General features: G+C 60.1%; 28 protein-coding genes and 1 pseudogene. 15 read left to right on the top strand and 14 right to left on the bottom strand.

Annotation, left to right across the window (positions count from 1 at the left end):
- The first annotated feature begins 79 nt into the window (after nucleotides 1-79).
- The 4 genes and pseudogenes from AC1DF8_RS15965 to AC1DF8_RS15950 all read left to right on the top strand — a co-directional run bounded on the left by AC1DF8_RS15965 (nucleotide 80) and on the right by AC1DF8_RS15950 (nucleotide 3,955).
- On the top strand, nucleotides 80-1,957 hold the full coding sequence (locus AC1DF8_RS15965; protein ID WP_018115571.1) for an ABCB family ABC transporter ATP-binding protein/permease: 1,878 nt from the start codon (nucleotides 80-82) through the stop codon (nucleotides 1,955-1,957).
- Between the two features lie 131 nt (nucleotides 1,958-2,088).
- Nucleotides 2,089-2,790 (top strand): annotated as a pseudogene (locus AC1DF8_RS15960) (phosphatidylserine decarboxylase); the annotation flags it as partial.
- Nucleotides 2,791-2,808: 18 nt separating this feature from the next.
- Nucleotides 2,809-3,654, top strand: coding sequence for a CDP-diacylglycerol--serine O-phosphatidyltransferase (gene pssA, locus AC1DF8_RS15955; RefSeq protein ID WP_018115573.1), 846 nt, complete (start codon nucleotides 2,809-2,811; stop codon nucleotides 3,652-3,654).
- 166 nt (nucleotides 3,655-3,820) lie between these two features.
- On the top strand, nucleotides 3,821-3,955 hold the full coding sequence (locus AC1DF8_RS15950; protein WP_018115574.1) for a hypothetical protein: 135 nt from the start codon (nucleotides 3,821-3,823) through the stop codon (nucleotides 3,953-3,955).
- A gap of 185 nt (nucleotides 3,956-4,140) precedes the next feature.
- On the opposite strand, the gene AC1DF8_RS15945 is transcribed toward AC1DF8_RS15950, so the two are convergent.
- Entirely contained in the window at nucleotides 4,141-4,905 is a 765-nt protein-coding gene (locus AC1DF8_RS15945) for an SOS response-associated peptidase (RefSeq protein ID WP_478154148.1), read from the bottom strand.
- Nucleotides 4,906-5,000: 95 nt separating this feature from the next.
- Nucleotides 5,001-5,321, bottom strand: a complete 321-nt coding sequence (locus AC1DF8_RS15940; RefSeq protein ID WP_478154147.1) for a YnfA family protein — start codon at nucleotides 5,319-5,321, stop codon at nucleotides 5,001-5,003.
- A 106-nt stretch (nucleotides 5,322-5,427) separates the two neighbouring features.
- On the opposite strand from AC1DF8_RS15940, the gene AC1DF8_RS15935 reads away from it, so the two are divergent.
- The 8 genes from AC1DF8_RS15935 (at nucleotide 5,428) to AC1DF8_RS15900 (ending at nucleotide 10,618) form a co-directional block, all read left to right on the top strand.
- Nucleotides 5,428-5,844 carry an NUDIX hydrolase gene (locus AC1DF8_RS15935; protein ID WP_478154146.1) on the top strand — a complete coding sequence of 139 codons (417 nt, stop codon included), beginning with the start codon at nucleotides 5,428-5,430 and terminating at the stop codon, nucleotides 5,842-5,844.
- Nucleotides 5,845-5,921: 77 nt separating this feature from the next.
- A complete protein-coding gene (locus tag AC1DF8_RS15930) occupies nucleotides 5,922-6,380 on the top strand; it encodes a TIGR02301 family protein (protein ID WP_113114945.1) in 459 nt (152 codons plus the stop codon).
- Nucleotides 6,381-6,483: 103 nt separating this feature from the next.
- Complete coding sequence (locus AC1DF8_RS15925) at nucleotides 6,484-6,741, top strand: hypothetical protein (protein ID WP_018115578.1); 258 nt, start codon at nucleotides 6,484-6,486, stop codon at nucleotides 6,739-6,741.
- A gap of 19 nt (nucleotides 6,742-6,760) precedes the next feature.
- Entirely contained in the window at nucleotides 6,761-7,513 is a 753-nt protein-coding gene (locus tag AC1DF8_RS15920; protein ID WP_478154145.1) for a hypothetical protein, read from the top strand.
- A 161-nt stretch (nucleotides 7,514-7,674) separates the two neighbouring features.
- Nucleotides 7,675-8,514 (top strand): CAF17-like 4Fe-4S cluster assembly/insertion protein YgfZ, encoded by an 840-nt coding sequence (gene ygfZ, locus AC1DF8_RS15915; protein WP_478154144.1) that lies wholly within the window; start codon nucleotides 7,675-7,677, stop codon nucleotides 8,512-8,514.
- A gap of 29 nt (nucleotides 8,515-8,543) precedes the next feature.
- Nucleotides 8,544-9,116: a YfbR-like 5'-deoxynucleotidase gene (locus tag AC1DF8_RS15910; protein WP_210299457.1), complete on the top strand. Its 573-nt coding sequence runs from the start codon at nucleotides 8,544-8,546 to the stop codon at nucleotides 9,114-9,116.
- The gene (locus AC1DF8_RS15905) at nucleotides 9,113-9,643 is read left to right on the top strand and encodes a tyrosine phosphatase family protein (protein WP_113013912.1); all 531 of its coding nucleotides are present in this window, start codon (nucleotides 9,113-9,115) and stop codon (nucleotides 9,641-9,643) included. The genes AC1DF8_RS15910 and AC1DF8_RS15905 overlap by 4 nt, the downstream gene beginning before the upstream one ends.
- Before the next feature lie 54 nt (nucleotides 9,644-9,697).
- A complete protein-coding gene (locus tag AC1DF8_RS15900) occupies nucleotides 9,698-10,618 on the top strand; it encodes a mechanosensitive ion channel domain-containing protein (protein WP_113202838.1) in 921 nt (306 codons plus the stop codon).
- A 1-nt stretch (nucleotide 10,619) separates the two neighbouring features.
- Here the strand turns inward: AC1DF8_RS15900 and AC1DF8_RS15895 are convergent, their stop codons facing one another.
- Both AC1DF8_RS15895 and AC1DF8_RS15890 read right to left on the bottom strand, forming a co-directional pair.
- Nucleotides 10,620-11,135, bottom strand: coding sequence for a superoxide dismutase family protein (locus tag AC1DF8_RS15895; protein WP_112967974.1), 516 nt, complete (start codon nucleotides 11,133-11,135; stop codon nucleotides 10,620-10,622).
- Nucleotides 11,136-11,260: 125 nt separating this feature from the next.
- Nucleotides 11,261-11,590, bottom strand: coding sequence for a hypothetical protein (locus AC1DF8_RS15890; RefSeq protein WP_478154143.1), 330 nt, complete (start codon nucleotides 11,588-11,590; stop codon nucleotides 11,261-11,263).
- Between the two features lie 469 nt (nucleotides 11,591-12,059).
- Here AC1DF8_RS15890 and AC1DF8_RS15885 point away from each other — a divergent pair, with 469 nt between their 5' ends.
- From AC1DF8_RS15885 to AC1DF8_RS15875, 3 genes are all read left to right on the top strand, one after another.
- Nucleotides 12,060-13,964 (top strand): putative bifunctional diguanylate cyclase/phosphodiesterase, encoded by a 1,905-nt coding sequence (locus AC1DF8_RS15885; RefSeq protein ID WP_478154142.1) that lies wholly within the window; start codon nucleotides 12,060-12,062, stop codon nucleotides 13,962-13,964.
- A gap of 73 nt (nucleotides 13,965-14,037) precedes the next feature.
- A complete protein-coding gene (locus AC1DF8_RS15880) occupies nucleotides 14,038-14,682 on the top strand; it encodes an HD domain-containing protein (protein WP_478154141.1) in 645 nt (214 codons plus the stop codon).
- Between the two features lie 9 nt (nucleotides 14,683-14,691).
- Nucleotides 14,692-15,549 (top strand): MOSC domain-containing protein, encoded by an 858-nt coding sequence (locus AC1DF8_RS15875; RefSeq protein WP_478154140.1) that lies wholly within the window; start codon nucleotides 14,692-14,694, stop codon nucleotides 15,547-15,549.
- Nucleotides 15,550-15,657: 108 nt separating this feature from the next.
- Here AC1DF8_RS15875 and AC1DF8_RS15870 read toward each other — a convergent pair whose 3' ends face one another.
- The 10 genes from AC1DF8_RS15870 to AC1DF8_RS15825 all read right to left on the bottom strand — a co-directional run bounded on the left by AC1DF8_RS15870 (nucleotide 15,658) and on the right by AC1DF8_RS15825 (nucleotide 23,190).
- Nucleotides 15,658-16,653, bottom strand: a complete 996-nt coding sequence (locus AC1DF8_RS15870; RefSeq protein WP_478154139.1) for an aldo/keto reductase — start codon at nucleotides 16,651-16,653, stop codon at nucleotides 15,658-15,660.
- Between the two features lie 112 nt (nucleotides 16,654-16,765).
- Nucleotides 16,766-17,536, bottom strand: coding sequence for a DNA repair protein RecO (gene recO, locus AC1DF8_RS15865; RefSeq protein WP_478154138.1), 771 nt, complete (start codon nucleotides 17,534-17,536; stop codon nucleotides 16,766-16,768).
- A gap of 54 nt (nucleotides 17,537-17,590) precedes the next feature.
- Nucleotides 17,591-18,079 (bottom strand): response regulator, encoded by a 489-nt coding sequence (locus tag AC1DF8_RS15860; protein ID WP_478154137.1) that lies wholly within the window; start codon nucleotides 18,077-18,079, stop codon nucleotides 17,591-17,593.
- Between the two features lie 222 nt (nucleotides 18,080-18,301).
- A complete protein-coding gene (locus tag AC1DF8_RS15855; protein ID WP_478154136.1) occupies nucleotides 18,302-19,054 on the bottom strand; it encodes a Crp/Fnr family transcriptional regulator in 753 nt (250 codons plus the stop codon).
- Between the two features lie 293 nt (nucleotides 19,055-19,347).
- Complete coding sequence (gene era, locus AC1DF8_RS15850; protein WP_112544749.1) at nucleotides 19,348-20,286, bottom strand: GTPase Era; 939 nt, start codon at nucleotides 20,284-20,286, stop codon at nucleotides 19,348-19,350.
- An 8-nt stretch (nucleotides 20,287-20,294) separates the two neighbouring features.
- Complete coding sequence (rnc, locus tag AC1DF8_RS15845) at nucleotides 20,295-21,011, bottom strand: ribonuclease III (protein WP_018115595.1); 717 nt, start codon at nucleotides 21,009-21,011, stop codon at nucleotides 20,295-20,297.
- Nucleotides 21,008-21,751 carry a signal peptidase I gene (lepB, locus tag AC1DF8_RS15840; RefSeq protein WP_018115596.1) on the bottom strand — a complete coding sequence of 248 codons (744 nt, stop codon included), beginning with the start codon at nucleotides 21,749-21,751 and terminating at the stop codon, nucleotides 21,008-21,010. Before lepB ends, rnc begins: the two co-directional genes overlap by 4 nt.
- Before the next feature lie 114 nt (nucleotides 21,752-21,865).
- Nucleotides 21,866-22,270 (bottom strand): holo-ACP synthase, encoded by a 405-nt coding sequence (gene acpS / locus AC1DF8_RS15835; RefSeq protein ID WP_478154135.1) that lies wholly within the window; start codon nucleotides 22,268-22,270, stop codon nucleotides 21,866-21,868.
- Between the two features lie 34 nt (nucleotides 22,271-22,304).
- Complete coding sequence (locus tag AC1DF8_RS15830; RefSeq protein WP_113146138.1) at nucleotides 22,305-22,895, bottom strand: DUF2062 domain-containing protein; 591 nt, start codon at nucleotides 22,893-22,895, stop codon at nucleotides 22,305-22,307.
- 145 nt (nucleotides 22,896-23,040) lie between these two features.
- Complete coding sequence (locus AC1DF8_RS15825; RefSeq protein WP_478154134.1) at nucleotides 23,041-23,190, bottom strand: DUF3563 family protein; 150 nt, start codon at nucleotides 23,188-23,190, stop codon at nucleotides 23,041-23,043.
- Between the last annotated feature and the right edge of the window lie 120 nt (nucleotides 23,191-23,310).

Genomic DNA, 23,310 nt, shown 5'->3' with positions numbered 1-23,310 from the left:
TAATCCGCCATCCGGTGGCATATCTCGCGGGGGCGGCGACAGGCCGCGGCGACAGCGGCCCGCCGGGCTGGAGACACGCATGGCAAACGGCAAGACAGTTTCAGACTCCAACCTGTTGGGAACGCTCTACAATCTTTGGCCCTACATGTGGCCGAAGGACAGGCCGGATCTGAGGATGCGGGTCGTCTGGGCTTCGGTCTATCTGCTCATCTCGAAATTCGTACTGCTGCTGGTGCCCTATTTCTTCAAGTGGTCGACCGACGCGCTGAACGGCAGGATGGACCTTCAGGGCACGTTGCCGCCGCTGCTGATCGGCGCGACAGCCCTCGTCATCGCCTATAACCTGACGCGTCTCATCCAGCTCGGCCTCAACCAGCTCAGGGATTCGCTCTTTGCCAGCGTCGGTCAATATGCGGTGCGCCAGCTTGCCTACCGCACCTTCGTGCACATGCACGAGCTTTCCCTGCGCTTCCATCTGGAGCGCAAGACGGGCGGGCTTTCGCGCATCATCGAGCGCGGCACCAAGGGCATCGAAACGATCGTGCGTTTCACCATCCTGAATTCGATCCCGACAGTCATCGAATTCGTGCTGACGGCGGCAATCTTCTGGTGGGGCTACGGTTTCTCCTATCTCGCCGTTACCGCCTTTACCGTCTGGGCCTATATCTGGTTCACGATCCGCGCCTCCGACTGGCGCATCTCCATCCGCCGGACGATGAACGAGAGCGATACGGACGCCAATACCAAGGCGATCGACTCCCTCCTCAACTTCGAGACGGTCAAATATTTCGGCAACGAGGAGATGGAGGCCAAGCGCTTCGACAAGTCGATGGAGCGCTACGAAAAGGCTGCAACTGACGTGTGGACCTCGCTCGGCTGGCTGAACTTCGGCCAGGGCGTGATCTTCGGCATCGGCACGACGATCATGCTCGTCCTCTCGGCCTGGTCGGTCCAGCGTGGCGAGCACACGGTCGGCGATTTCGTCTTCATCAATTCCATGCTGCTGCAGCTTTCGGTGCCGCTGAACTTCATCGGCTTCGTCTACCGTGAAATCCGCCAGGGCTTGATCGATATCGAGCAGATGTTCGATCTTCTGGAGGTGAAGGCCGAGGTTCTGGACGCGCCCGGTGCGAAGGCGCTCGCCATCGGCCAGGGTGCCATCTCCTTCAAGGATGTGCATTTCTCCTATGATCCGGCCCGGCCGATCCTGAAAGGCATTTCCTTCGACGTGCCCGCCGGCAAGACGGTTGCCGTCGTCGGCCCTTCGGGCGCCGGCAAATCGACGCTGTCGCGCCTGCTCTATCGTTTCTACGATATCCAGAGCGGTTCCATCACCGTCGACGGGCAGGACATCCGCACCATCACGCAGAAGAGCCTGCGCTCCGTGATCGGCATGGTGCCGCAGGATACGGTTCTTTTCAACGACACCGTTGCCTATAACATCCGCTATGGCCGCCCTTCGGCTGATGAAGCCGAGGTGAAGCAGGCGGCCGAAATCGCACAGATCGGTCATTTCATCGAGATGCTGCCCGAAGGGTTCGAAACCAAGGTCGGTGAGCGCGGACTGAAACTTTCCGGTGGCGAGAAACAGCGCGTGGCAATTGCCCGCACCATCCTGAAGGCTCCGCCGATCCTCATCCTCGACGAGGCGACCTCGGCGCTCGACACGACGACGGAGCGGGAAATCCAGACGGCACTCGATGTCGTTTCCAAGAACCGCACGACGCTGGTCATCGCCCACCGCCTCTCCACCGTGATCGGCGCGGACGAGATCATCGTGTTGAAGAGCGGCGAGATCGCCGAACGCGGCACGCATGCCGCCCTTCTCGAACAGAACGGCCTCTACGCGTCGATGTGGAACCGCCAGCGCGAGGCGACACAGGCCGAGGAGCATCTCAAGCAGGTTCGCGAGAGCGACGAGCTCGGCATCGTCAACCGGCTGGCGCCGGCAAGCTAGCTGCAGACAGGCGGAACTGTCTGTTTTATTGTTTAGAACCGATGCATCGAAGGCGGCCTGAGATCCGCGCCATTGCTCATCAGGTCGTTTTTCTGTAACCAGCGGATACGAAAAACGACAGGAGACCGGCATTCATGAGCTTGTTCGATACGGTTCGCAACACGATCGTACCGGTGCACAAGGAAGGGTATCCCTTCGTTGCCGCCTTTTTCGTCGCGTCGCTCGTATTGGGCTGGATCTTCAAGCCGCTCTTCTGGATCGGTCTGATCCTGACGCTCTGGTGCGCCTATTTCTTCCGTGACCCGGAGCGCGTCACGCCACAGGACGATGATCTCGTCATTTCGCCTGCCGACGGTAAGGTCTCTTCGATCCAGATGGTCACACCGCCCGCCGAGCTCAATCTCGGCAGTGAGCCGATGCTGCGGATCTCTGTCTTCATGAATGTTTTCAACTGCCATGTGAACCGCGCACCGATGCGCGGCCGCATCGTCAGCATCAATTATCGCCCCGGCACCTTCGTGAATGCCGAACTCGACAAGGCGAGCGAGGAGAACGAACGCAACGGCCTCGTCGTCGAGACCCGCCACGGCCAGATCGGCGTGGTGCAGATCGCCGGTCTCGTTGCGCGGCGCATCCTCTGCTTCTCGCATGTCAACGAACCGGTCGATGCCGGCGAACGTATCGGCCTCATTCGCTTCGGCTCGCGTCTCGACGTATTCCTGCCGGCGGGTGCCGCGCCGCGAGTCTCGCTCGGCCAAACGGCGGTTGCCGGTGAGACGGTCATTGCCGAATTCGCCTCGGCAAAGGGTCCGGTCATCAGCCGCCGCAGCTAATTTTCAGGAGAGCGCGATATGGAGCCACCCTTTCCGCCCTTCGAACCGAATGGCCCGAACGATGATTCGGCCCGCGGGCCGCGTCTGCGTGAGATTCCGATCCGGCTTGTCGTTCCGAACCTCATCACCATCCTTGCCATCTGCGCCGGCCTGACGGGCATCCGGCTTGCCTTTGAAGCTCGTTATGAGCTCGCTGTCGCCATGGTGCTCCTCGCAGCCTTCCTCGACGGCATAGACGGTCGTGTGGCGCGGCTGATGAAGGCCACGTCGAAATTCGGCGCGCAGATGGATTCGCTTGCCGACATCGTCAATTTCGGCGTCGCCCCTGCCCTCGTGGTCTATGTCTATGCGCTCGACCAGGCGCGCTCGCTCGGCTGGATCGCCGCGCTCATCTACACGATCGCCGCCGGCCTCAGGCTCGCGCGCTTCAACGTGATGTCGGAACGCGAGAATCGCGCGGCCTGGCAATCGGAATATTTCGTCGGCGTGCCCGCCCCTGCCGGCGCGATGCTGGTGCTTCTGCCCGTCTATCTCGGTTTTCTGGGCCTCACCGCCGACCGGACCTTCGCGTTCCTCTCCTCGGGATACACGGTCCTCATCGCCTTCCTGCTCATCAGCCGCCTGCCGGTCTGGTCCGGCAAATCCGAGAGCCGGATGCGGCGCGATCTCGTGCTGCCAGCCATGCTCGGTGTCGTGATCTACGTCGCGATGCTGATGAGCTTCACCTGGGAAGTCATGGTCGTCACCGTCTGTGCCTACCTTGTTTCGCTGCCCTTCGGCGCGCGAAAATGGAAGCGCAAATATGGCACGCTGACCATCGAAGAGCCCGGTATCGGCGAAGACGACATCGGTCGTCATATCTGAGCATTCACTTTATTAAGTAAGTATTAACGAACGTAGGTTTCAGTTAAGCCTCGCGAATTATGGTCCGTGGTTACATTTCCTGATAAGCCGCGCCTCTCTTTTGTCGCTATTTCAGACAAAAGAGCATGATACATAAAATTCTAGAGAAACACGTAAGGAGAGTATCGTGACCTCGAAGAAGTCGGAACAGCAGCAGGCAGCCAAGCCGGATCTCGCCACCAACTACCGCCCGCTCGGCCTCAAGGCAGTGGCCGCTGCCTCGATGATGGCAAAGCCGGCACCGGTCAAGAAGCTCGCCTAAGCGGGCGCGAAGAAACGCACGAGCAGGCGGATTACCAGCCGGCTCATAGTGATGCCGATAGTGATATCCGGAGCCCGCCATGCGGCGGGTTTGGCTATAGTGGGCAGCAAGAGACGCGCCGCTGGCCGCAACCGGACCAACAGAGATCACCGGATTTTCCACTCAGCGGATAGCGGGCTCAGGTTTCAGAAGAAACTGAGCTGGCCACTGTCGGGTGACTTCTTCTGCGGAAGCTTCTGCGCCTTTTCGAGCGGTATCGGATCTTGAAGGTCCGGCCCCATATTTGCGACCTTGTTGACCCTGTCGGAAACCGGGATCGCCTCGAAGAAATCCTCCTGAACCGGCCGCATCAGGTCAACGACCGCGCGCGGTTCCTGTGTCTTGCAATCCAGCCAGCGGGCAAAATCCTCCGGTTGGATGACGACCGGCATGCGGTCATGGATCGAGGAGATTGCGCCGTTGGCCCTGGTCGTCAAAATGGCGCCGGTATCGACCTCCGAACCGTCGGCCGAGGACCAGGTTTCCATGAGACCGGCAAAGGCGATGACACCACCTCTGCGTGGCCGGATCCAATAGGCCTGCGCCTTCTCGCCACTCTCCTTCGAAGGGCGATGCCATTCGTAGAAGCCGGAAGTCGGGATCAGGATGCGGCGATGGCGCATGGCGGCACGGAAGGAGGCTTTTCCGATTGCCGTTTCCGAGCGCGCGTTGATCAGCAGCGGAAATTCCTTGGGATTCTTGACCCAGCCCGGCGTGAAGCCCCAGCGCACCAGAAGCGCACGGCGGTCCGGCAGGTTGCTGCCCGGCTCCTGCCCCTCACCCGAGATGACAACGAGGATCGGCTGCGTCGGCGCGATATTGTAGCGCGCCGGAAAGCCTTCCAGCTCGGCAAGGCTGAAAGCTTCGGCGATATCCTTGACCACTTCTGTCAGGGCAAAACGTCCACACATACGGGTTTCTTTCATCGTGCCCGACATCGGTCAAGGCGGTTTGCCCTCAAGCAATTGCGAATGGGACGGCGCTGCACATCTTTCGTGGAAAAGCTTCAGCCACGCGGTGCAAAAAGGATGATCGCCGTGCCGGCAAGGCAGACCAGCGCGCCGCCGATATCCCAGCGGTCGGGAATGCGGCTTTCGACCAGCCAGAGCCACAGAAGCGAGGCGACGATATAAATGCCGCCGTAGGCAGCAAAAGTGCGTCCGGCCGCCTCGCTCGGCACGAGCGTCAGCAGCCAAGCGAACAAGGCCAGCGACACCATGCCCGGCGCCAGCCACCAGACAGGCCTTGCCAGGCGCAGCCAGGCCCAGAAAGCGAAGCAGCCGGCAATTTCAAAGAGGGCGGCAAGGGCATAGATGAGGTAGGTCAACGGCGTCTCGCAGGAATCGTGACGCCATATTCCACGCAATGCCGACGGTTGCGCAAGGTGCGCCGGCCATGGGATAAGGCGACATCACAGCAAAGCGTGCAAAGCAATGACCTCCCAGGCCAAACCCGCCTCCTCCGCCATCCTTGAACGTGATGGCCGGTTCCTTCTCGTGCTCAGGCGAAACCCGCCTTCGGCCGATATGTATGCCTTTCCCGGTGGACGAGGCGAACCTGGCGAGACGCCCGAGGAAACGGCATTGCGCGAATTTCTCGAAGAGACGGGAATTCAGGCACGAAATCCGCGCCTGTTTTCGACCTATGACCTGAAGACGCATGCGCCCGATGGCAGCATCAACAGCCATTTCTTCCTTTCCGTCTTCCGCGTCGAGGCGGACCGCCACCTGGTGGCCGAAGCCGCTGACGATGCTGCAGCGATCGGCTGGTACAGCGTGGAGGAGATCCGGCGCATGCCGGTGCCGCAGAGCGTGCTCGAATGCGCCGAGCGGCTGGCGGCCGATGAATGAGGCGCACTCGCTAGAATAGAAGTGGAAACTGCCGTATCTGCCTTGTTCCTGTCACGCTCCCTGTATCAACTATGAGCATGATTCCCGTTCGACGCGTTGTCTTGTCATCCCTTGTCTTCGGTGGCCTCGTCTGGGCCGGTTCCACAATGGCGCAAGGCGGGGCACAAGGAGGGGCGCAGGGCGGCAAAAACGCGGCTCCGCCGCCAGAGGAGGTCGTGCCGCAGGTTGCGGTCGTACCCTATGACGACAAGCTGGCGCGGCTGGCCGAGGTCCTGGGTTCGGTGCATTATCTGCGCACGCTCTGCAAGGCGCCGGGTGCGGACGAGTGGCGGGCCAACATGCAGCAACTGCTTGATTCTGAAACGAATGGAGAGCCGCAGCGCAAGGAAAAACTGACCGCAGCCTTCAATCGCGGATACCGAGCATTCGCCTCGGTTTACACGGATTGCACGCAAGCGGCCATCGTGGCAGAGGAACGCTACCGTAACGAAGGTGCAACACTCGCCACAGAAATTACTTCGCGCTTTGGAAATTAACGTTTAATTAACCTGTTTTCGCATGCGCACGTGTCGTTTTGGGAAAAGGCTGTTAGTGTTGTTAACGTAGCGGTAAGACATGAGAAGTTCTGAGGAAAAGACAATGGAACCAAGCCTCAACGACATCGACGACATGATCGTCCACGAAAAGATGCAGGCGGCTCTGGAATACCAGAACGAGGCTTGGGCCGACGGCATGGCCGACGGCATCGAGCCTGAAATCATTGCCGATGCTGCAATTGCACATGCACTGCGCGAGACGATCAGACTGCATGGAGAAGGTAGCGCCGAGGCCTTGCTGGACTCGCTGCGTGACCGCATGCTGGCAGGTGAGTTTTCCACCAACAGGACCCTGCAATAAGGGCAATACAGAGAGTTTCATGCGTACCGGTAAAGATATTTCCTCGCGAATTCCGCTCGCGCCGGTCCTGCTCGCCGTCGGCATTGCCGCAGGCAGCATGCTGTCCGCCTCTTCCGCCTACGCACTTTCCGAACTTCAGAAGATCCCGGGCCAACCCGATGCGCCCGCTACGGCGCAGCAGAGCCCTCAGCAGCCGACTGCACCACAGACCGGTTCGCCCGGCATTCCCCAGCCCGATCCGCTCGTCAACAAAGACAGCGGCCAGAGGGTCGACAAGACGCCGGGCGCGTCCGACGCTTCCAAGCCCGTCGAAGTGATCTACGACATCAACAAGGCACCGGAACCGGTGCGCAGGATGCGCGAACAGATCGTCGAGGCAGCCGCATCAGGCGATCTGGAACGCCTGCGTCCGCTGATGGGGACCGGTGCCGACCAGACACAGGTAACGGTCGGCGAACCCACTGACGATCCGATCGGCACACTGAAGGATCTCTCCGGCGACCCCGATGGCGACGAAATTCTGGCCATCATGCTCGACGTCATCTCGACCGGCTTCGTACATGTCGGCCAGGGCACGCCCGAGGAGATGTACGTCTGGCCCTATTTTGCCGAGAAAGACCTGAAAACGCTGACGCCGCCGGAACGCGTGGAATTGCTGCGCATCGTCACCGCAGGCGATCTCTCTGACATGCAGGAATTCGGCGGCTATAACTTCTATCGCGTCGGCATCGCGCCGGACGGCAAATGGAAGTTCTTCACGGCCGGCGACTGAGGCCAGAGATCTGGGCGTCGATTCCGACGCACCAAGCCCATGAATCTACGCATCAGGCCTCTCGAAAATCAGTTCCGATTTTCAGGCCGATGCGTCGAGCGCTTGCACCCTCCGCTTCAAAGACTTACCTCTGGTCGATCACCAACGCGACAGGTTCCGCCATGCCAGCCGTATTCCTGAAAGACCGCTCGCTCATCGCCATCGGCGGGGCGGAGGCAGAGTCCTTCCTGCAGAATCTGATCACCACCGACATCGTTTCGCTCGGCACGGACGAGGCGCGGCCCGGCGCATTGCTGACGCCGCAGGGCAAGATCCTGTTCGACTTCATGATCTGGCGCGACGGCGACGGTTTCATCATCGAAACGGATGCGACCCAGCGAGAAGCCCTGCTGAAGCGGCTGACCATGTATCGTCTTCGTGCGCCGGTGACACTGACGCCAGTTGCCGAAGACGGCGTGACCGTTTCCTGGGGCGAGGATGCCAAAGATGGCGTTGGGGATAGCCGCTTTGCCAAGGCCAACGTCATCGTTCTGCGTCGTGCCGGTCATCATGGCAACGATGACGCGGCGCTCTACGACGCGCTGCGAATAGAGAACGGCATCGTCACGTCAGGTCCGGATTACGCTCTGCAGGACGCCTTCCCGCATGACGTACTGATGGATTTCAACGGCGGCCTCTCCTTCAAGAAGGGCTGCTATGTCGGGCAGGAAGTGGTGTCGCGCATGCACCATCGCGGTACGGCGCGGCGCCGTGTCGTGACCGTTTCGGCAGGTGCCGCACTGCCTGCCAGCGGCACCGAAATCACCGCGAATGGCAAGCCGGTCGGCACGCTCGGTTCCGTCGAGGGAGCGAGCGGACTGGCGATCGTGCGGATCGACCGCGCCGGCGAAGCCATGGCATCGGGCACGCCGCTGCTTGCCGGCGAGATCTCCGTGACACTCAGCCTGCCTTCCTGGTCCGGGCTCAGCTTTCCGACCTCCTCCGACGAGGCCAGCGCGTGACGGCGAAGGCTCCGCGTGCCTGGCAACGCATGCTCTCCGGCCGGCGGCTCGATCTGCTCGATCCCTCGCCGCTCGATGTCGAATTGAGCGATATCGCCCATGGACTTGCCCGTGTCGCCCGCTGGAACGGCCAGACGTCGGGCGACCATGCCTTTTCTGTTGCCCAGCACTGCCTGGTCGTCGAGTTCATCTTCCGGCATTTCAACGAGGCAACACCCGGCGATTGCCTGATGGCGCTGCTGCATGATGCACCCGAATATGTGATCGGCGATATGATCTCCCCCTTCAAGGCTGTCGTCGGCGGCGGATACAAGACCGTCGAGAAGCGGCTCGAGGCGGCTGTACACCTGCGCTTCGGTCTGCCGCCGCACGCCTCCCGTGAGCTCAAGGACAAGATCAAGAAGGCCGATACGATTGCCGCCTATTTCGAGGCGACTGTTCTTGCCGGCTTCACGCCGGCCGAAGCGCAGAAATTCTTCGGCCAGCCGCGCGGCATCACGCGAGACATGCTCTTGATCGATCCCGTCCCGGCGCTCGAAGCGCAGCGGCTCTTCTGCGAACGTTTCGCCGAGATCGAGGCGAAGCGGAGTGTCGGCGCGTGACCGTGATCGTGGTTTCTCCCCTGGCACGTATCGGCGAAATGGCCGTACGGCACAAGGCGCGCGAGATGATCAGCCTGATGGCGAAGGAACAGGCCTTTCACCGGCCGGGCGTCATCCAGGCTGACCGGCATCTGCTGCTCAACATGAACGATATTGCTTTCAAGGGCACGGGTGATCTCGTGGCGCCCGACGAAAAGCACGTGCGGGCGATCATCGATTTTGCTGCCGGCTGGCAGCAGGAAGCACCGTTGCTTGTTCATTGCTGGATGGGTGTATCGCGCTCACCAGCCGCAGCACTGATAGCGGCTCTCTCGCTCGCGCCGGAGCAGGAGGATATGGCGCTTGCGCGGCGGCTGCGAACCGTCTCGCCCCAAGCGACGCCGAATGCTCGAATCGTCGAAATCGGCGATGCGCTGCTTGGCCGGCGCGGCCGGCTCGTCGATGCCGTGAAGGCCATTGGCCGTGGTGCCGAGGCCGACGGCAACGCACCCTTCGTATTGCCCGTCAGGGACAATTCGAACGGTTGACGCACATCGCCCCTGCTCCATCTAGCCCTCGACGAAGCATTCGAGGAGCACCCGATGGAACAACAGGCCACCGACCTTATCATCGCAACCCGCTCGGCACTCGATCAGGCGAGCGCGCTTGCCGTACAATATTCCTTCTCCATCCTCGGGGCGATCATCCTGCTCATCGTCGGGTGGGTGGCGGCGAGCCTCATCAGCCGCTGGGCATACGAGGGCATCTCGCGCGTGCGCGGCATCGACGAGACGCTCGCCCGTTTCTTCACCAATGTCGTGCGCTACGCGTTGCTGGTGCTGGTCTTTGTCACCGTCCTCGCGCAGTTCGGCGTACAGACGGCATCGATTATCGCGACTCTCGGCGCTGCCGGACTTGCCGTCGGCCTGGCGCTGCAGGGCACGCTGCAGAATATCGCGGCCGGCATCATGCTGTTGGTGCTTCGTCCGCTGCGCGTCGGGGAATATATTGAGACAAGCAGTGTCTCGGGAACGGTTCTCGAGATCGGCCTGTTTGCCACGGAACTGAGAACCGGAGACGGTCTCTACCGGCTGGCGCCGAATTCCACGCTCTGGAATACACCGATCACGAATTATAGCCGCCAGCCGACGCGGCAGAACGAAGTGAAGATCAACGTAACCCATCAGGAGGATCTCGATCTCGTCATGGAGACGCTGATGAAACTTGCAACCGCAGACAAGCGCGTCCTCAAGACGCCGGCGCCGAGCGTCTTCATCGATAGTCTCAGCGACAGTGCGGTCAGCGTGACGTTGCGCTACTGGGCATCGACCGGGGACTGGTGGGACCTCAGTCGCGACATGATCAAGCGCGTCAAGCTTGCCTTTGACAAGAAGGGCGAGGTTGGCGACGCTCCGGCAGAGGTTTCGAGCGCGCCCCTTCCCGAACCGGCACCAGAGGAAACGCAGGTCAGGGTTTCGGCCCGCAAGAGGACGCCGAAGGCATCCCCCCAGACGCAGCCATAACTTATTTGATCACCCCGCAGGCGATCCTGTCGCCGGCGCCGCCCGTAGGCTGGGTTCGATAATCATCGGAATCGGCATGCACCATCAGCGCGCGGCCACGCACCCCATCTTCCTTGCCGTCGAGCGTGATCATCGTATCGAAGACCTGTGCGCGCAATATGCCATCCTGACCGACATACTGGTTCGGCATATCTCCKGCATGCGGTCCCTTGGCGGCCAGGAAACCGTGCTCTGCCTTGGTCGGATTGAAATGACCCCCGGCTGATTGATGATGCGTTGCGGCATCGCAGCGGCCTGTCTCATGGATGTGGAAACCGACCCACTTGTTGGCCGGCAAGCCGGAGATTTCCGCCTCGATGAAAACGCCGCCATTGGCCGCAGCAGTCAACGTGGCGCGGCCGGACTCCTTGCCATCAGGGCCGATAAAATTTGCCGTCGCCGTCTGTTTGTCCTGGGCAAAGCCCTGGGACGCCGCTGCAAGTAGACCGAGGGCAGCGATGATGCCTATGATTTTCATCGGGTTTCCTTCCGTTTTGGGCACTATGCCCCAACGCTCACAAAGGGAAGGTGTTCCTGCCCGCCTAAAAGGCAAGAAAAAGCCGGCGCGCGGCCGGCTCAACTGCGACCGCCAATGATCAAGGCTCAGGCGGCGACACCGAAATCGAACTCGCCATAGGTATTGCGATAGATCTGCGTCGCCTGGTCGTCGGCATTGGGGGCAACCTGCTGCAGCGCATAGGGGACGCCCGAGCCGTTGTCGCCGTAGTCCATCATGAGCGCGGCGAGGCTGCTCGGATATTTCGGCTGCGAATTGCCGGAATCATCCTCTTCGAGGAATTCCCTGATGATGCCAGGCTTCTGATCTGCCGCGCGTTCAGTGCGGCTCAAGACGCCGTCGCCATTGGCATCAAGCCGCGAGAGCGTTGCCAAATATGCATAAGAGATGTCTGAAACTGATGAAAGAGCAGTCATACAAACCTCCGTTCACCGCTTCTTCCGGTGAGAGTCTGTACGCAGTACACGGGTGGAAATATCAAAGGCTGATCTGGTGACTAAACTGATTTGCGGCTTCGGTCAATAAGCTGTTAACTCCCGATTAACCATAGTTGACAAAGTGTAACCACCCATTCCCACGGCACTTTCCAATTACCCTTGGAAACCAGGTTTCCTCAGTATTTCAGTAGTTTGCGAGATACAAACAAATTGCCGGCTAGCGATAAAGCGTCGCCTGGTTGCAACCGATTATTAATCGGAGCGGTAGAAGATGCCGCGTGCGAGTTGCTGGAAGCGGCTACTTGCTACTTAAAAAAAGTGATTCTTGCATTCATTTTAGGAAGGTCTTTTTTATGCTCGGCGCGATCTGGCACCTTTTGCCAATCGAAGACGCCTTCGCCTTTTGCCATGCTTCCATCGCAACCGTCCCGCAAGGGGGTTTATGCGCATGAAAGCCGAGACGCTTTTCTGGCAACAGTGCACGCAGGCCGTCGATGAGGACGGATCGATCGATGCAGAGCATCTGATGGATCTCGTGATCGCGACCTATCGTGGCCATGAGAGCGACTATAGCGAAATCGAGCGCAGCGCCGAGACGCTGCTCGCAGAAAACCGCGAATTGCGGACCACTGTCGGTTTCACCAGGCAGGCGCTTGCAGAACAGCGCGAGCTCTTCGAAATCGTCCTGAACAACCTGCCGCTCGGCCTCAGTGTGTTCGGTGCGGACCAGCGGCTGACCCTTTCCAACCTGCGTTTTCGCCAGCTTTTCGGCTTTGCCGATGACGATGTCATGCCCGGTACGGCGATTGCCGACCTGATGCGCAAGACACGCGGTACGGAGCAGGCCCATGCCAGAACCCGCGGCAGGAGAGAAGGTCCGGAGACCTCTTCGAAGGCGGGGCGCATCCGCAGGCGCGAATGGCGGATGGATGACGGCCGCATCATCCAGAGCGTCGTCACCATCCTTGTCGATGGCAGTAATATCGCCATTCATGCCGACATTACCGAAGACCGCAAGGCAGCAGAACGCATCACCTACCTCGCCCATCACGATCCGCTGACCGGCCTGCCGAACCGCATTCGCTTCCGCGAGCAGATCGATGCAGCCCTTTCCGATCGCAGGCCGGATGAGCAGATCGCGCTCGTGCATCTCAATCTCGACCGGTTCAAGTCGATCAACAACACGCTTGGTGTTTCCGCAGGCGACAAGATCCTGCAACAGGTGGCAGAGCGCATCCGCGCCTCGGCAGGCTCGGAGAATATTCTTGCGCGTCTCGGCTCGGACGAATTCGCGATCCTGCAGACTGGCCGCCAACAGCCCTGGAACGTCACCGCGCTTGCAGACCAGATCCGTCGCGAGCTCAGCGAACCATTCTTCCGCGGCGAGAAGCAAGTGGAACTCAGCGTTTCCATGGGCATTTCGATAGCCCCTGACGATGCTGTCGAGACCGACAAGCTGCTGCGCAACGCGGCGGTCGCTCTTTCCCACGCCAAGGCCGACGGGCGCCGGCACGAACGTTTCTTCACCGGCGAGATGGACGAGAAGATACAGGCCCGCCATGCGCTGGAGGCCGATTTGCGTGCCGCCGTGCAGAACGAGCGATTCGAGCTTCACTACCAGCCTCTCTACGACCTGGCGCAGCATCGCATTAGCGGCTTCGAGGCGCTGATCCGCTGGAATCATCCGGTGCGCGGCCGCGTCTCGCCGATGGAATTCATTCCGCTTGCCGAAGAGGTCGGCCTCGTCGTCGATATCGGCCGCTGGGTTTTGCGCCAGGCCTGCAACGATGCAGCGCAATGGCCCGAGGATATCAAGATTGCCGTCAATGTCTCGGCCATCCAGTTCAGCAGCAGCGATCTGCCGAAAGATGTCGGCGAGGCGCTGGCGGCGGCAGGACTTTCGCCTTCGCGCCTCGAACTGGAGATCACCGAGAGCGTGCTGATGGAAAATCGCGATGAGGTGTTGCCGGTCCTGCATGCGCTCAAGGAGCGCGGCATCCGCATTTCCATGGACGATTTTGGAACCGGCTATTCGTCGCTGAGCTACCTCTCAAGCTTCCCCTTCGACAAGATCAAGATCGACAAGTCCTTCGTGAACGACATTGTGGATCATAGGGAAGCGCATGCGATCATGCGCGCGATCATCCTGCTCGGCGATGCGCTCGGCATGCGCGTCACCGTAGAGGGCGTGGAAACGGCAGAGCAGATGGCGCTGCTCGAACGCGAGGCATGCGACGAGATCCAGGGCTATTACATAAGCCCCCCCAAACCCTTCAGCGACGTCGCGTTCATGCTTTGCATGCCGCCGAAAAAGACAGACAGCGTTACGCCACTCGTCAAACTCCGGCGTTGATTTCGGCACGTTGCGACTCGCCGGCCAAGCCGTTATCGATGGGATACAAATCCTTTGAAAACCGGTGACGACGATGTTCAAGGCTGAAGCCTTTTCCTCCCATGAGTCCCTGGCTGCGGAGCTCATTCCGCATGCGACCGAGGGTGACGACGGATCCCACGACCTCGCTCATATCCTGCGTGTCTTCCGCAATGCCATGCGCATCCATGCCGCGGAAGGCGGCAAGGGCCACGTGCTGGCCGCTGCCGTGCTGCTGCATGATTGCGTCGCTGTCGAGAAGAATTCACCTCTGCGCGCCCAGGCATCAACGCTTGCTGCGGAAAAAGCGTCGCGGATCTTGAGAGAGCTTGGCTGGAGCGACGACGATATCGCTGATGTCGCTCATGCAGTCACCGCGCACAGTTTCTCGGCGAACGTGCCGCCGGAAACACTGGAGGCAAAAATCCTGCAGGACGCGGACAGGCTCGATGCGATCGGCATGGTGGGCGCGGCGCGCTGCTTCTATATAGCTGGGCGGCTTGGATCTGGCCTCTACGATCCCTTCGACCCCGCCGCCGGGGACCGCCCGCTTGATGACAAGCGTTATGCGATTGACCATTTCCAGACGAAGCTGTTCAAACTGGCGGATGGTTTCCAGACCAGGACCGGCCGCGAACTGGCGGCCGCCCGCGACAGGAGCCTGCGCGACTTTCTCGCGGCATTTATGGATGAAATCTAGGAGCCTATGATGCGCGTCAGCGATCTCTTCATCTACCCGCTCAAGAGCGCCCGGGGCATTGCCCTGCCCTCCACGGAGATCGATGCTTGCGGCCTGCCCGGCGATCGGCGCGCCATGGTGACGGACGCGGACGGGCAATTCATCACGCAGCGCGAGCTTCCGGCCCTTGCCCGGATCGACGTACGACCGGAGACCGGCGCCTTTCGCCTGCTGATGCAGGGCAAAGCCGATATCGCAGTACCGCCGCCGCATCCGGAGCGGCGGCTCGATGTCACGGTCTGGAAATCGGCCGTCAGTGCTGCCGTTGCCGACGACGACAGCAACGGCAGGCTTTCGGAATGGCTCGGTCGTGAGGTGAAGCTCGTCTTCTTCGACGGTGCCGCCAGACGAACGGCAAATGCCGAGTGGGCGGGCGAAGGCACGCCCGTGACCTTTTCGGACGGCTACCAGATCCTGGTGACGACAACGGGATCGCTGAAGGCACTCAACGCGGATCTCGCGGCGCATACCGAAGGCGAGGTCGGCATGGAGCGTTTCCGGCCGAATATCGTCATCGACACGGATGAGGCCTGGGCGGAGGACCGCTGGGCTGCAATAGAGATCGCCGGCATCCGCTTCGACCTCGTCAAGCCCTGCGCCCGCTGCATCATGACCACGCAGGACCAGTTGACGGGTTCGCGCGAGGTGGCGAACCCCATGCCTGCCATGGGCCGGATCCGCATGTCGGGTGACCGGCGGGTCCCCGGCCCGCTTTTCGGCTGGAACGTGACACCACGCGGCACCGGCAAGGTCGCGATCGGCGATGAGGTAAAGATCATCGAGGCACGGCCGGAAGGCTGGACCTTCAAGGTGCGCACCCGAGCCTAAAGCGCGCCGCGATCCCCGGAATTCGCTTGCCACGCTTTAGGTCTTCGTTTTTGCGCATGTCGTCATCGCAAAACCGCTCCGCACTTTTGCACGACATGCTTTGCAGCCTCAGACGCGAGCCAGCGCCGCGTCGATCTCCGCCATCACACTGGCCGGCAGCGGACCCTTTTCCAGTGCGCCGGCATTTTCCTCGACCTGAGCTACGGTCCGGAAACCTGGAATGGGCAGGGTGCGCGGCGAGCGCGCCCAGAGCCAGGCGAGTGCGCCCTGCGTCAGCGTGCGTCCATCGGATGTGAGCAGGCTGCGTACGGCATCGAGCCTTGCTGCAAATTCCGGCGCGATGCGGCCATCCTTGAAATAGACCATCCATTCGAGTGCTGCACCGCGCACGTCCTTGGCGCCGACGGCCTTGTCCGGCGTGAATTTGCCTGTCAGCAGGCCCATGGCAAGCGGCCCGCGATTGATGGAGATGAGACCGTTCTTTTCGATCACATCGATCATCCGAGGCACCGGCTCGAAGACGTTCATCGTATGCTGGATCGAAACGAAGCCGGGGCGGTGAATATGACGGGCGGCGCGATCGGGGAAATCCGTGCTCCAGCCGAAGGCATCGATCTTGCCCTCTTCCCGCAGGGCCTGCAGCGTATCGAAGACCGCGTCGGACTGATCCAGCGCAAAATCGTTGAGATGGAACTGCAGGAGATCAAGACGCTCCCGCTTCAGCCGGCGGAGCGACGTCTCGACGGACTGACGAATGAAGGCAGGATCGGCAAAGGCGCCGGTCGCCTGCTTCGTTTCCGGATTGGTGGCAAAACCGAACTTGGTGGCGATGACGATATCGGCGCGATTGCCGATCGCCTGTCCCAGAACCTCTTCCGAGTGGCCGGCGCCGTAGTTCGAGGCGGTATCGAAGAAGCGAATGCCAAGGTCGATCGCGCGGTTGATCGCAGCGATGGATTCATTGTCATCCACCTCGCCCCAGCCGAGCGGCGTATCGCCCGCGAAGAACGGACCGCCGATCGCCCAGCAGCCCATGCCGAGGCGAGGAACCTCCTGCCCGTTCCAGAGCGTGATGGTGGTCGATGTGTCGGGCTTGGTCAGCATGGCTTCCTCCTTGAGCGCTTAGAAGCTTTCCCTATCGAACGAGAGATAGGGGTGCGGCACACGGGGGTAAACCGCCAAAACTGAAGACTGTTTTGCAGGTATGAAAAACTGTTCAGGCAGAAAGCTCATCAGGTCGCGAAAGCGTCCGGGGAGCCGGATTCAGCGCCTTGAGCGCCGCCTGAACGAAGCCTTCACGGGCTGCCGAAGCTTCCAGACCACGCGGTTCATAGACGTGGCGATGCAGAAAGAATCCGGTCAGACGGAATGCCGCTACAAGGCTGTCGAAATCGGCCGCGTGGTTTTCCTGCACACTCAGGAAAGCCGGTAAAAGCAGCATCTTGTCAGCCCATGGCTCGCCGGCATCCCGGCTGACGGCACGGCCGGATTTCGGCGAGACATAGGTAAGATCGGTGCGATTGCCAGTTGCGGCGCATTCCGTCAGGTCGAGCCCGAAGCCGAGATCGTTCAGCACTGCAAGCTCGAAGCGCACGAAAAGCTCCCCCGCATCGGCGGGATTGTGGAGATGGTCGAGGATGACTTCGAGCGCCTCGAAAAGATGCGGATGCGGGTCGCGTTCGGGGAGCAGGCGCAGCAAAGCGCCCATGGCCTGCACGCCATAGACGGCGGTCGCCGTCTCCATCAGCCGCGCCGCGCGCAGCTTCACCGGCTCGAGGCGGAATTCACCGAGATGTTCATCCAGCCTCGCACGCCAGGTAACTTCCACCTCATTACCGGGCTGCAGTACCGGCTGCATGGTGCGCGAACGTCCGGAGCGGACGAGACCGAGATGGCGGCCGCGCTCGCGCGTCATCACCTCGGCGATGACGCTCGTCTCGCCGTGGCGCTTGACGCCAAGAATGATCGCCTGGTCCTGCCATTGCATCGGAAAACCGTCCTTCAGCCTGCCGATTCATTCTAGAGCAAGGCTAGGGCTGTGTCATTCGGCCGGTGTCGGGAAAAGCTTCTGGAGGAAATCGCGCATCGCGTTCTCGTCGAAAGGCTTGACGAGAAGGGGCACGTCCTGAAGATCAGTCGGGAAATCCTGCGTATCGGAATAGCCGCTGACAAAGCCGAACGGAATATTGGCGAGCGACAGATCACGCGCGAAATCGAAGCTCATCGCCTCTCCGAGATTCACGTCGAGAAGTGCGAAATCGTAATCTGCGACCTGGATCGCGTCCCTGGCCTGATCGAGGCTATTGGCAATATCGATGGTATCCGCACCAACGAGACGCAGGATATCTTCCGCCTCCATGGCGATGATCAGACTGTCTTCCAGGACCAGAACGCGGGTTCTTTCGCTCATGATCTCCATGCCCCTCGTGAAGCACAAACATCGCAGCGCTTCTGCCTTTTTGCAAACATCATTCCGTCTGTGTCTCGTCTGGACGTTGACGATGGTTGCCCATCGCAACTGAATAACCACTTTTTTGCCTCCGGTCGATAAAAACGAAAATCGGAGGAAAGATGACACAACTCTATTTTTCCCGGCACGAATTTGCATTTAAAAAAGACATTAAGGCTGACCAATCCGCCCCGGAAAGATTCTAGCACGCGTCTTAATCTTTCAGATCCGATTGCGACGCTTCACGTCCTTGCTGACGCGTATCGTCATCGGAAACGGCGGCACAGTTTTGCGCGACATGCCTCAGATAAAGGGACGCTTTCCTTCACGCAGACCCTCCCATCCGGCAACCCGCATCAATCCCTCTCCGTCCAGCACGTCGCAGCCGCGCTCCTGCCAGCGGATCAGGTTGCGCCCTGCAAGTTTCTTCAGCGTCTTGTTGGTGTGAACGATCGAAAGACCAAGTGTATCGGCAATATGCTGCTGCGTGATCGGGATGACGTTGCGGCCATTGAAAAGGCTGAGCGTCCTTGCGCGCTCAAACAGGAAGGCGATGAGATAGGCAGCTCTTTCAAGCGCGGTACGGCGGCCGATGCTCAGCAGGTGCTCATCGAGAATGCGCTCCTCCTGTGCCGCAATCCAGGTAATATCGAAGGCAAGCGACGCGTGCTTGTTATAAAGCGTCATCAGCTTGTCGCGCTCGAAGACACAGAGCGTTACCGGCGACAGGGCCTCCACGGAATGCTGCATCTCGCCCATGATCGTCCCCTGCAGGCCGATCAGATCGCCCGGCATGATGTAGTTCAGGATCTGCCGGCGGCCGTCCTCCAGCATCTTGTAGCGGAAGCCCCAGCCTGAGAGCACCGTAAAGAGATGGGCACTATGGGCACCTTCGACGAGAATGGTCGCACCGGCATCGACGGCCAGTTCACCCCTTTTGAATCTCGACACGAAGTCAAGCTCGTCCCGGCTGAATTCCCGGAAGTGCGGCAGTGGCCGCAGCGGACACTGCTCGCAGGGCGTCTTGAAGGAATGGGTAGGTTTTGCCGTCGCCATCGTGCCCCTGCTGTCGAGAAAACCGGCGCTGCAGGGTGCAGCGCCGTTCGCACATCAATGCGCAGACAGGCCGATTTGTTCCCGGGAACAGGCAGAGATTTTCATGCGGAAACAAGAGGCTGGAGCCCAGCAGCCGGTTTTCTTGTCACCCTTCGGCTTTTTGTTTTCCAATTCCTTTATCGCAAAACCGCGACACACTTTTGCGCAAAACCGCGACACACTTTTGCGCGACATGCGTTTGCCTCGCGCATGTCGTTGCCGCAAAACCGCGACACACTTTTGCGCGACATGCGTTAGCGCGGGAATTCGAGACCCATCTCGCGGAAGCGTTCGGGATCGTCACCCCAGTTTTCGCGCACCTTGACGAACAGGAAGAGATGGACAGGCTGCTCAAGGATTTCAGATAGCTCGCGGCGCGAGGCCGAAGAGATTGCCTTGATTGTCTCGCCGCCCTTGCCGAGCGCGATCTTCTTCTGGCTGTCACGCTCGACATAGATGACCTGCTCGATGCGCACGGAGCCATCCTTGCGCTCTTCCCATTTCTCCGTCTCGACATGCGAGGAATAGGGAAGCTCCTGGTGCAGGCGCAGGAACAGCTTCTCGCGGGTGATTTCGGCGGCCAGCTGGCGCATGGGCAGATCGGAAATCTGATCTTCCGGATAGTACCACGGGCCTTCCGGCAGCGTTTTCGCCAGATAATCCATCACGTCGTCGCAGCCGGAACCGTTCTCTGCCGAGATCATGAAGGTCTGCTCGAATTCGACCGTCTGGTTTGCTGTGGCGGCAAGTGCGAGAAGCAACTCGCGATTGACGCGGTCGATCTTGTTGAGGACCAGGATCTTCTTCTGCGGAACATCCTTCAGGCCTTCGAGGATGGCTTCGGCATCGCCGCGCAGACCGCGCTCGCTGTCGATCAGCAGCATGATGAGATCGGCATCCTTGGCGCCGCCCCAGGCGGATGTCACCATCGCGCGATCAAGGCGACGGCGCGGCTTGAAGATGCCGGGCGTGTCCATGAAGACGATCTGCGCATTGTCATGAATGGCAATGCCGCGCACGATGGCACGCGTCGTCTGCACCTTGTGGCTGACGATCGACACCTTGGCACCGACGAGGCGGTTGACCAGCGTCGATTTCCCGGCATTGGTCGGGCCGATCAAGGCGACGAAGCCAGAATGCGTCGGATTGCTTTCAGCAGCGACTTCGGCTGCCATTTCGTTTTCTTCTGTCATTGATCCCGTCAATTTCCGGCAGAGGTCGACTGCCAAATGCCTTCACGCTCGAGCATTTTCGTAGCGGCGACCTGTTCTGCGGCGCGCTTGGAGCGCTCTACCCCGGTCTCCGGTGCAACACCAGTGACTTCTACAGTCACCTTGAAACGCGGATCATGATCCGGTCCGCTGCGTTCTTCAACCCGGTAGACGGGTGTAACGCCATATTTGGCGTGCGACCATTCCTGTAATTCGGTCTTCGCATCGCGGCGGGCGCCATCGGCGCGCACCGCCCTGCCCTCCCAATAGCGCAAGATGAAGCGTCGGGCGACCTCCAGGCCACCATCCAGATAGAGGGCTGCGATCAGGCTTTCGACGACATCGGCGCGCACGTTCATCATGCGCTTGCCGGTGAGTTTCTTCACGTCGGCGCCGGTGCGGATATAGAGGTGGAGATTGAGCTCGTCGGCAACGGCAGCACAGGTTTCGGCGCTGACAAGCTGGTTCAGGCGCACTGAAAGCTCGCCTTCGGCCGCAGTCCCGAAGGTCCGGAACAGCAACTCGGCGATACAGAGCCCGAGAACCCTGTCGCCGAGAAATTCAAGCCGCTCGTAATTGCCTTTGTCGGTGCGCGCGCTGGCATGGGTCAGCGCGCGGTCCAGACGTTCCTTCTCGACAAATTCATGTCCGATCAGGGTTTCAAGCTTTGCGCGGTCCGCCGCTGAGAGCGTCTGCGCCTTGCTCATTCAACAACCTTGAAGAGGCGGTCCCAGCGCATGTTGGTCGGCCATTTCCAGATTTCGCGGAAGGACGTGTCGTTGCCGAGCGAGAAGAAGATGACGCTGGCACGACCGACAAGGTTTTCCGCCGGCACGTAACCGACATCGAAGCGGCTGTCGAGCGAGTTGTCACGGTTGTCGCCCATCATGAAATAATGGCCTTCCGGAACAATGAACTCGCGAGTGTTGTCGGCGCGCGAAACCGGCGACTGGTCGAGCGTGTCGTAGGTCTTGCCATCATCAAGCGTCTCGCGGAACACCGGCACGTCCTGGCCCGGATCAAGCTTGTAGTCGGAATTGAAAGTCCCATCGGGCACCTTGGGAACCGGCTTGCCGTTGATGTAGAGAACACCGTCGGTGACCTGGATATGATCGCCCGGCAGGCCGACGACACGCTTGATGTAATCGACATCAGGATTCGGCGGGAAACGGAAAACGACGATATCGCCACGCTTGGGATCGGAACCGAAGATACGGCCGCTGAAAATGTCAGGCGAGAAAGGCAGCGAATATTTCGAATAGCCGTAAGCAAACTTGTTGACGAAGATATAGTCGCCGACCAGCAAGGTCGGCATCATCGAGCCAGAGGGAATGGTGAAGGGCTGAAACAGGACAGTCCTGATAACCATCGCCAGGACGAGAGCCTGGATGATGACCTTGATATTTTCCCAGAGGGCGTTCGGCTTGGCTTCGACTTTTTCGGACACGCAGTCTTATTCCTTCAAGACGCCGGCAAGGCGCATTTCTTTCTGATGTTCTCTCTAGCGGCTTCGGCCGGTGGCGGCAATAACGACGGCACTAAAAGCGACGAGAGGTCGCTATCATACGGCATCCGGCAGCGCTTCGATGATCACAAAAGCCTGAGCCAAGGGATAATCATCGGTTATTGTCAAATGAATGGCGGCCTTGTGGCCCGCCGGCATCATGGCCTTGAGAACCTCGGCGGCGCCGCCCGTCAGCTGCATCGTCGGCTTGCCGCTTGGCAGGTTGACGACGCCCATATCCTTCCAGAAGACGCCCTGCGAGAGGCCGGTGCCAAGCGCCTTGGAGCAGGCTTCCTTGGCGGCGAAGCGCTTCGCATAGGATTCTGCGCGGTTGGCGCGGCGATCCGAGCGGGCGCGCTCGATCTCGGTGAAACAGCGATGCGTGAAGCGATCACCGAAGCGTTCGATCGATTTCTCCACGCGTCTGATATCGATGAGGTCGCTGCCAATTCCGATGATCATGCGAATAGGCCTTTCAGGATGACACTGCTTCGGCTCAGACGGTCGGCATCTCGACGGCGGGATTGGCGAGCCTGAAACGCGCACGCTCCATCAGCCGGGCGCGGCGACGCGCCTGAAAGCCTCTCACGGTGTAGAATGTCAGGACATAAAGAGCAACCGAGGTGATCGCAGCCGGCGGGATCGCACCGATCAGCATCGGCTCCAGCACCGGCTTCCACAGTTCCGTGAAATGCAGCTTGTGGAAGAGCTCGGCCAGATTGATCGTCTGCCCGGCCAACTGATCCTGCCGGCTGAGCAGCAGGTGACCAACTTCCCAGGTGATGCCCCAGATGAAGGGGTAGGTCAGCGGATTGCCGAAGGCCGCGCAGCCAAGCGCTGCCGCCACCATATTGCCTGACAGCAGATAGGTGATGACGAAGGCCATGACGAAATGCACGCCGATGAAGGGTGTCCACGACACGAAGACACCCGCAGCGACGCCCACTGCAACCGCATGCGGCGAGGCAGTCAGGCGCAGGACGCGCATAATAAGATATTTCGGCGGGCGCAGAAAACCCTTGCGAGGCCATACGAGCTCTCGCAGCTTTTCCTTAAATCCCGCAGGTTTGCGACGGCGAAACAACATGGCGCGTATTTAGTGCAGCGCACAGGGCCATGACAAGAGCGGCAAATGGAACCGCTTGAGAAACAGGCCGTCTATTCTTCTTTTCTTCCAAGGGGCGTGGGTCATGCATAACGCCCCCTTCCTTACTTCAGGTATATCTCAGAGATTAGCGATTACGGAAGATACCGCGATCGACCTGACGCTGACGATATTCAAGATCAATTCGGTCATGCGAGCCATTGAGATATGCTATTTCACGTTCCTGAGCGGTCGGAGCGCGAAGGGCGCGGGCGAACTTCCTGATCGGTTCAAACATTGCTTTGCCTCATCTTCGTTTCATTTTCTGATGACCTGAAGATAGTCGCGGCAACGGTTAATTACCACCGCTGTAACCTGAGCACAGCCATGCGCCAATCGCATGGCTTGCCTTTCCAAT

The organism is Rhizobium sp. 05N49 (genome assembly GCF_056396805.1).
This window is presented reverse-complemented; position numbering and strand designations above follow the sequence as displayed.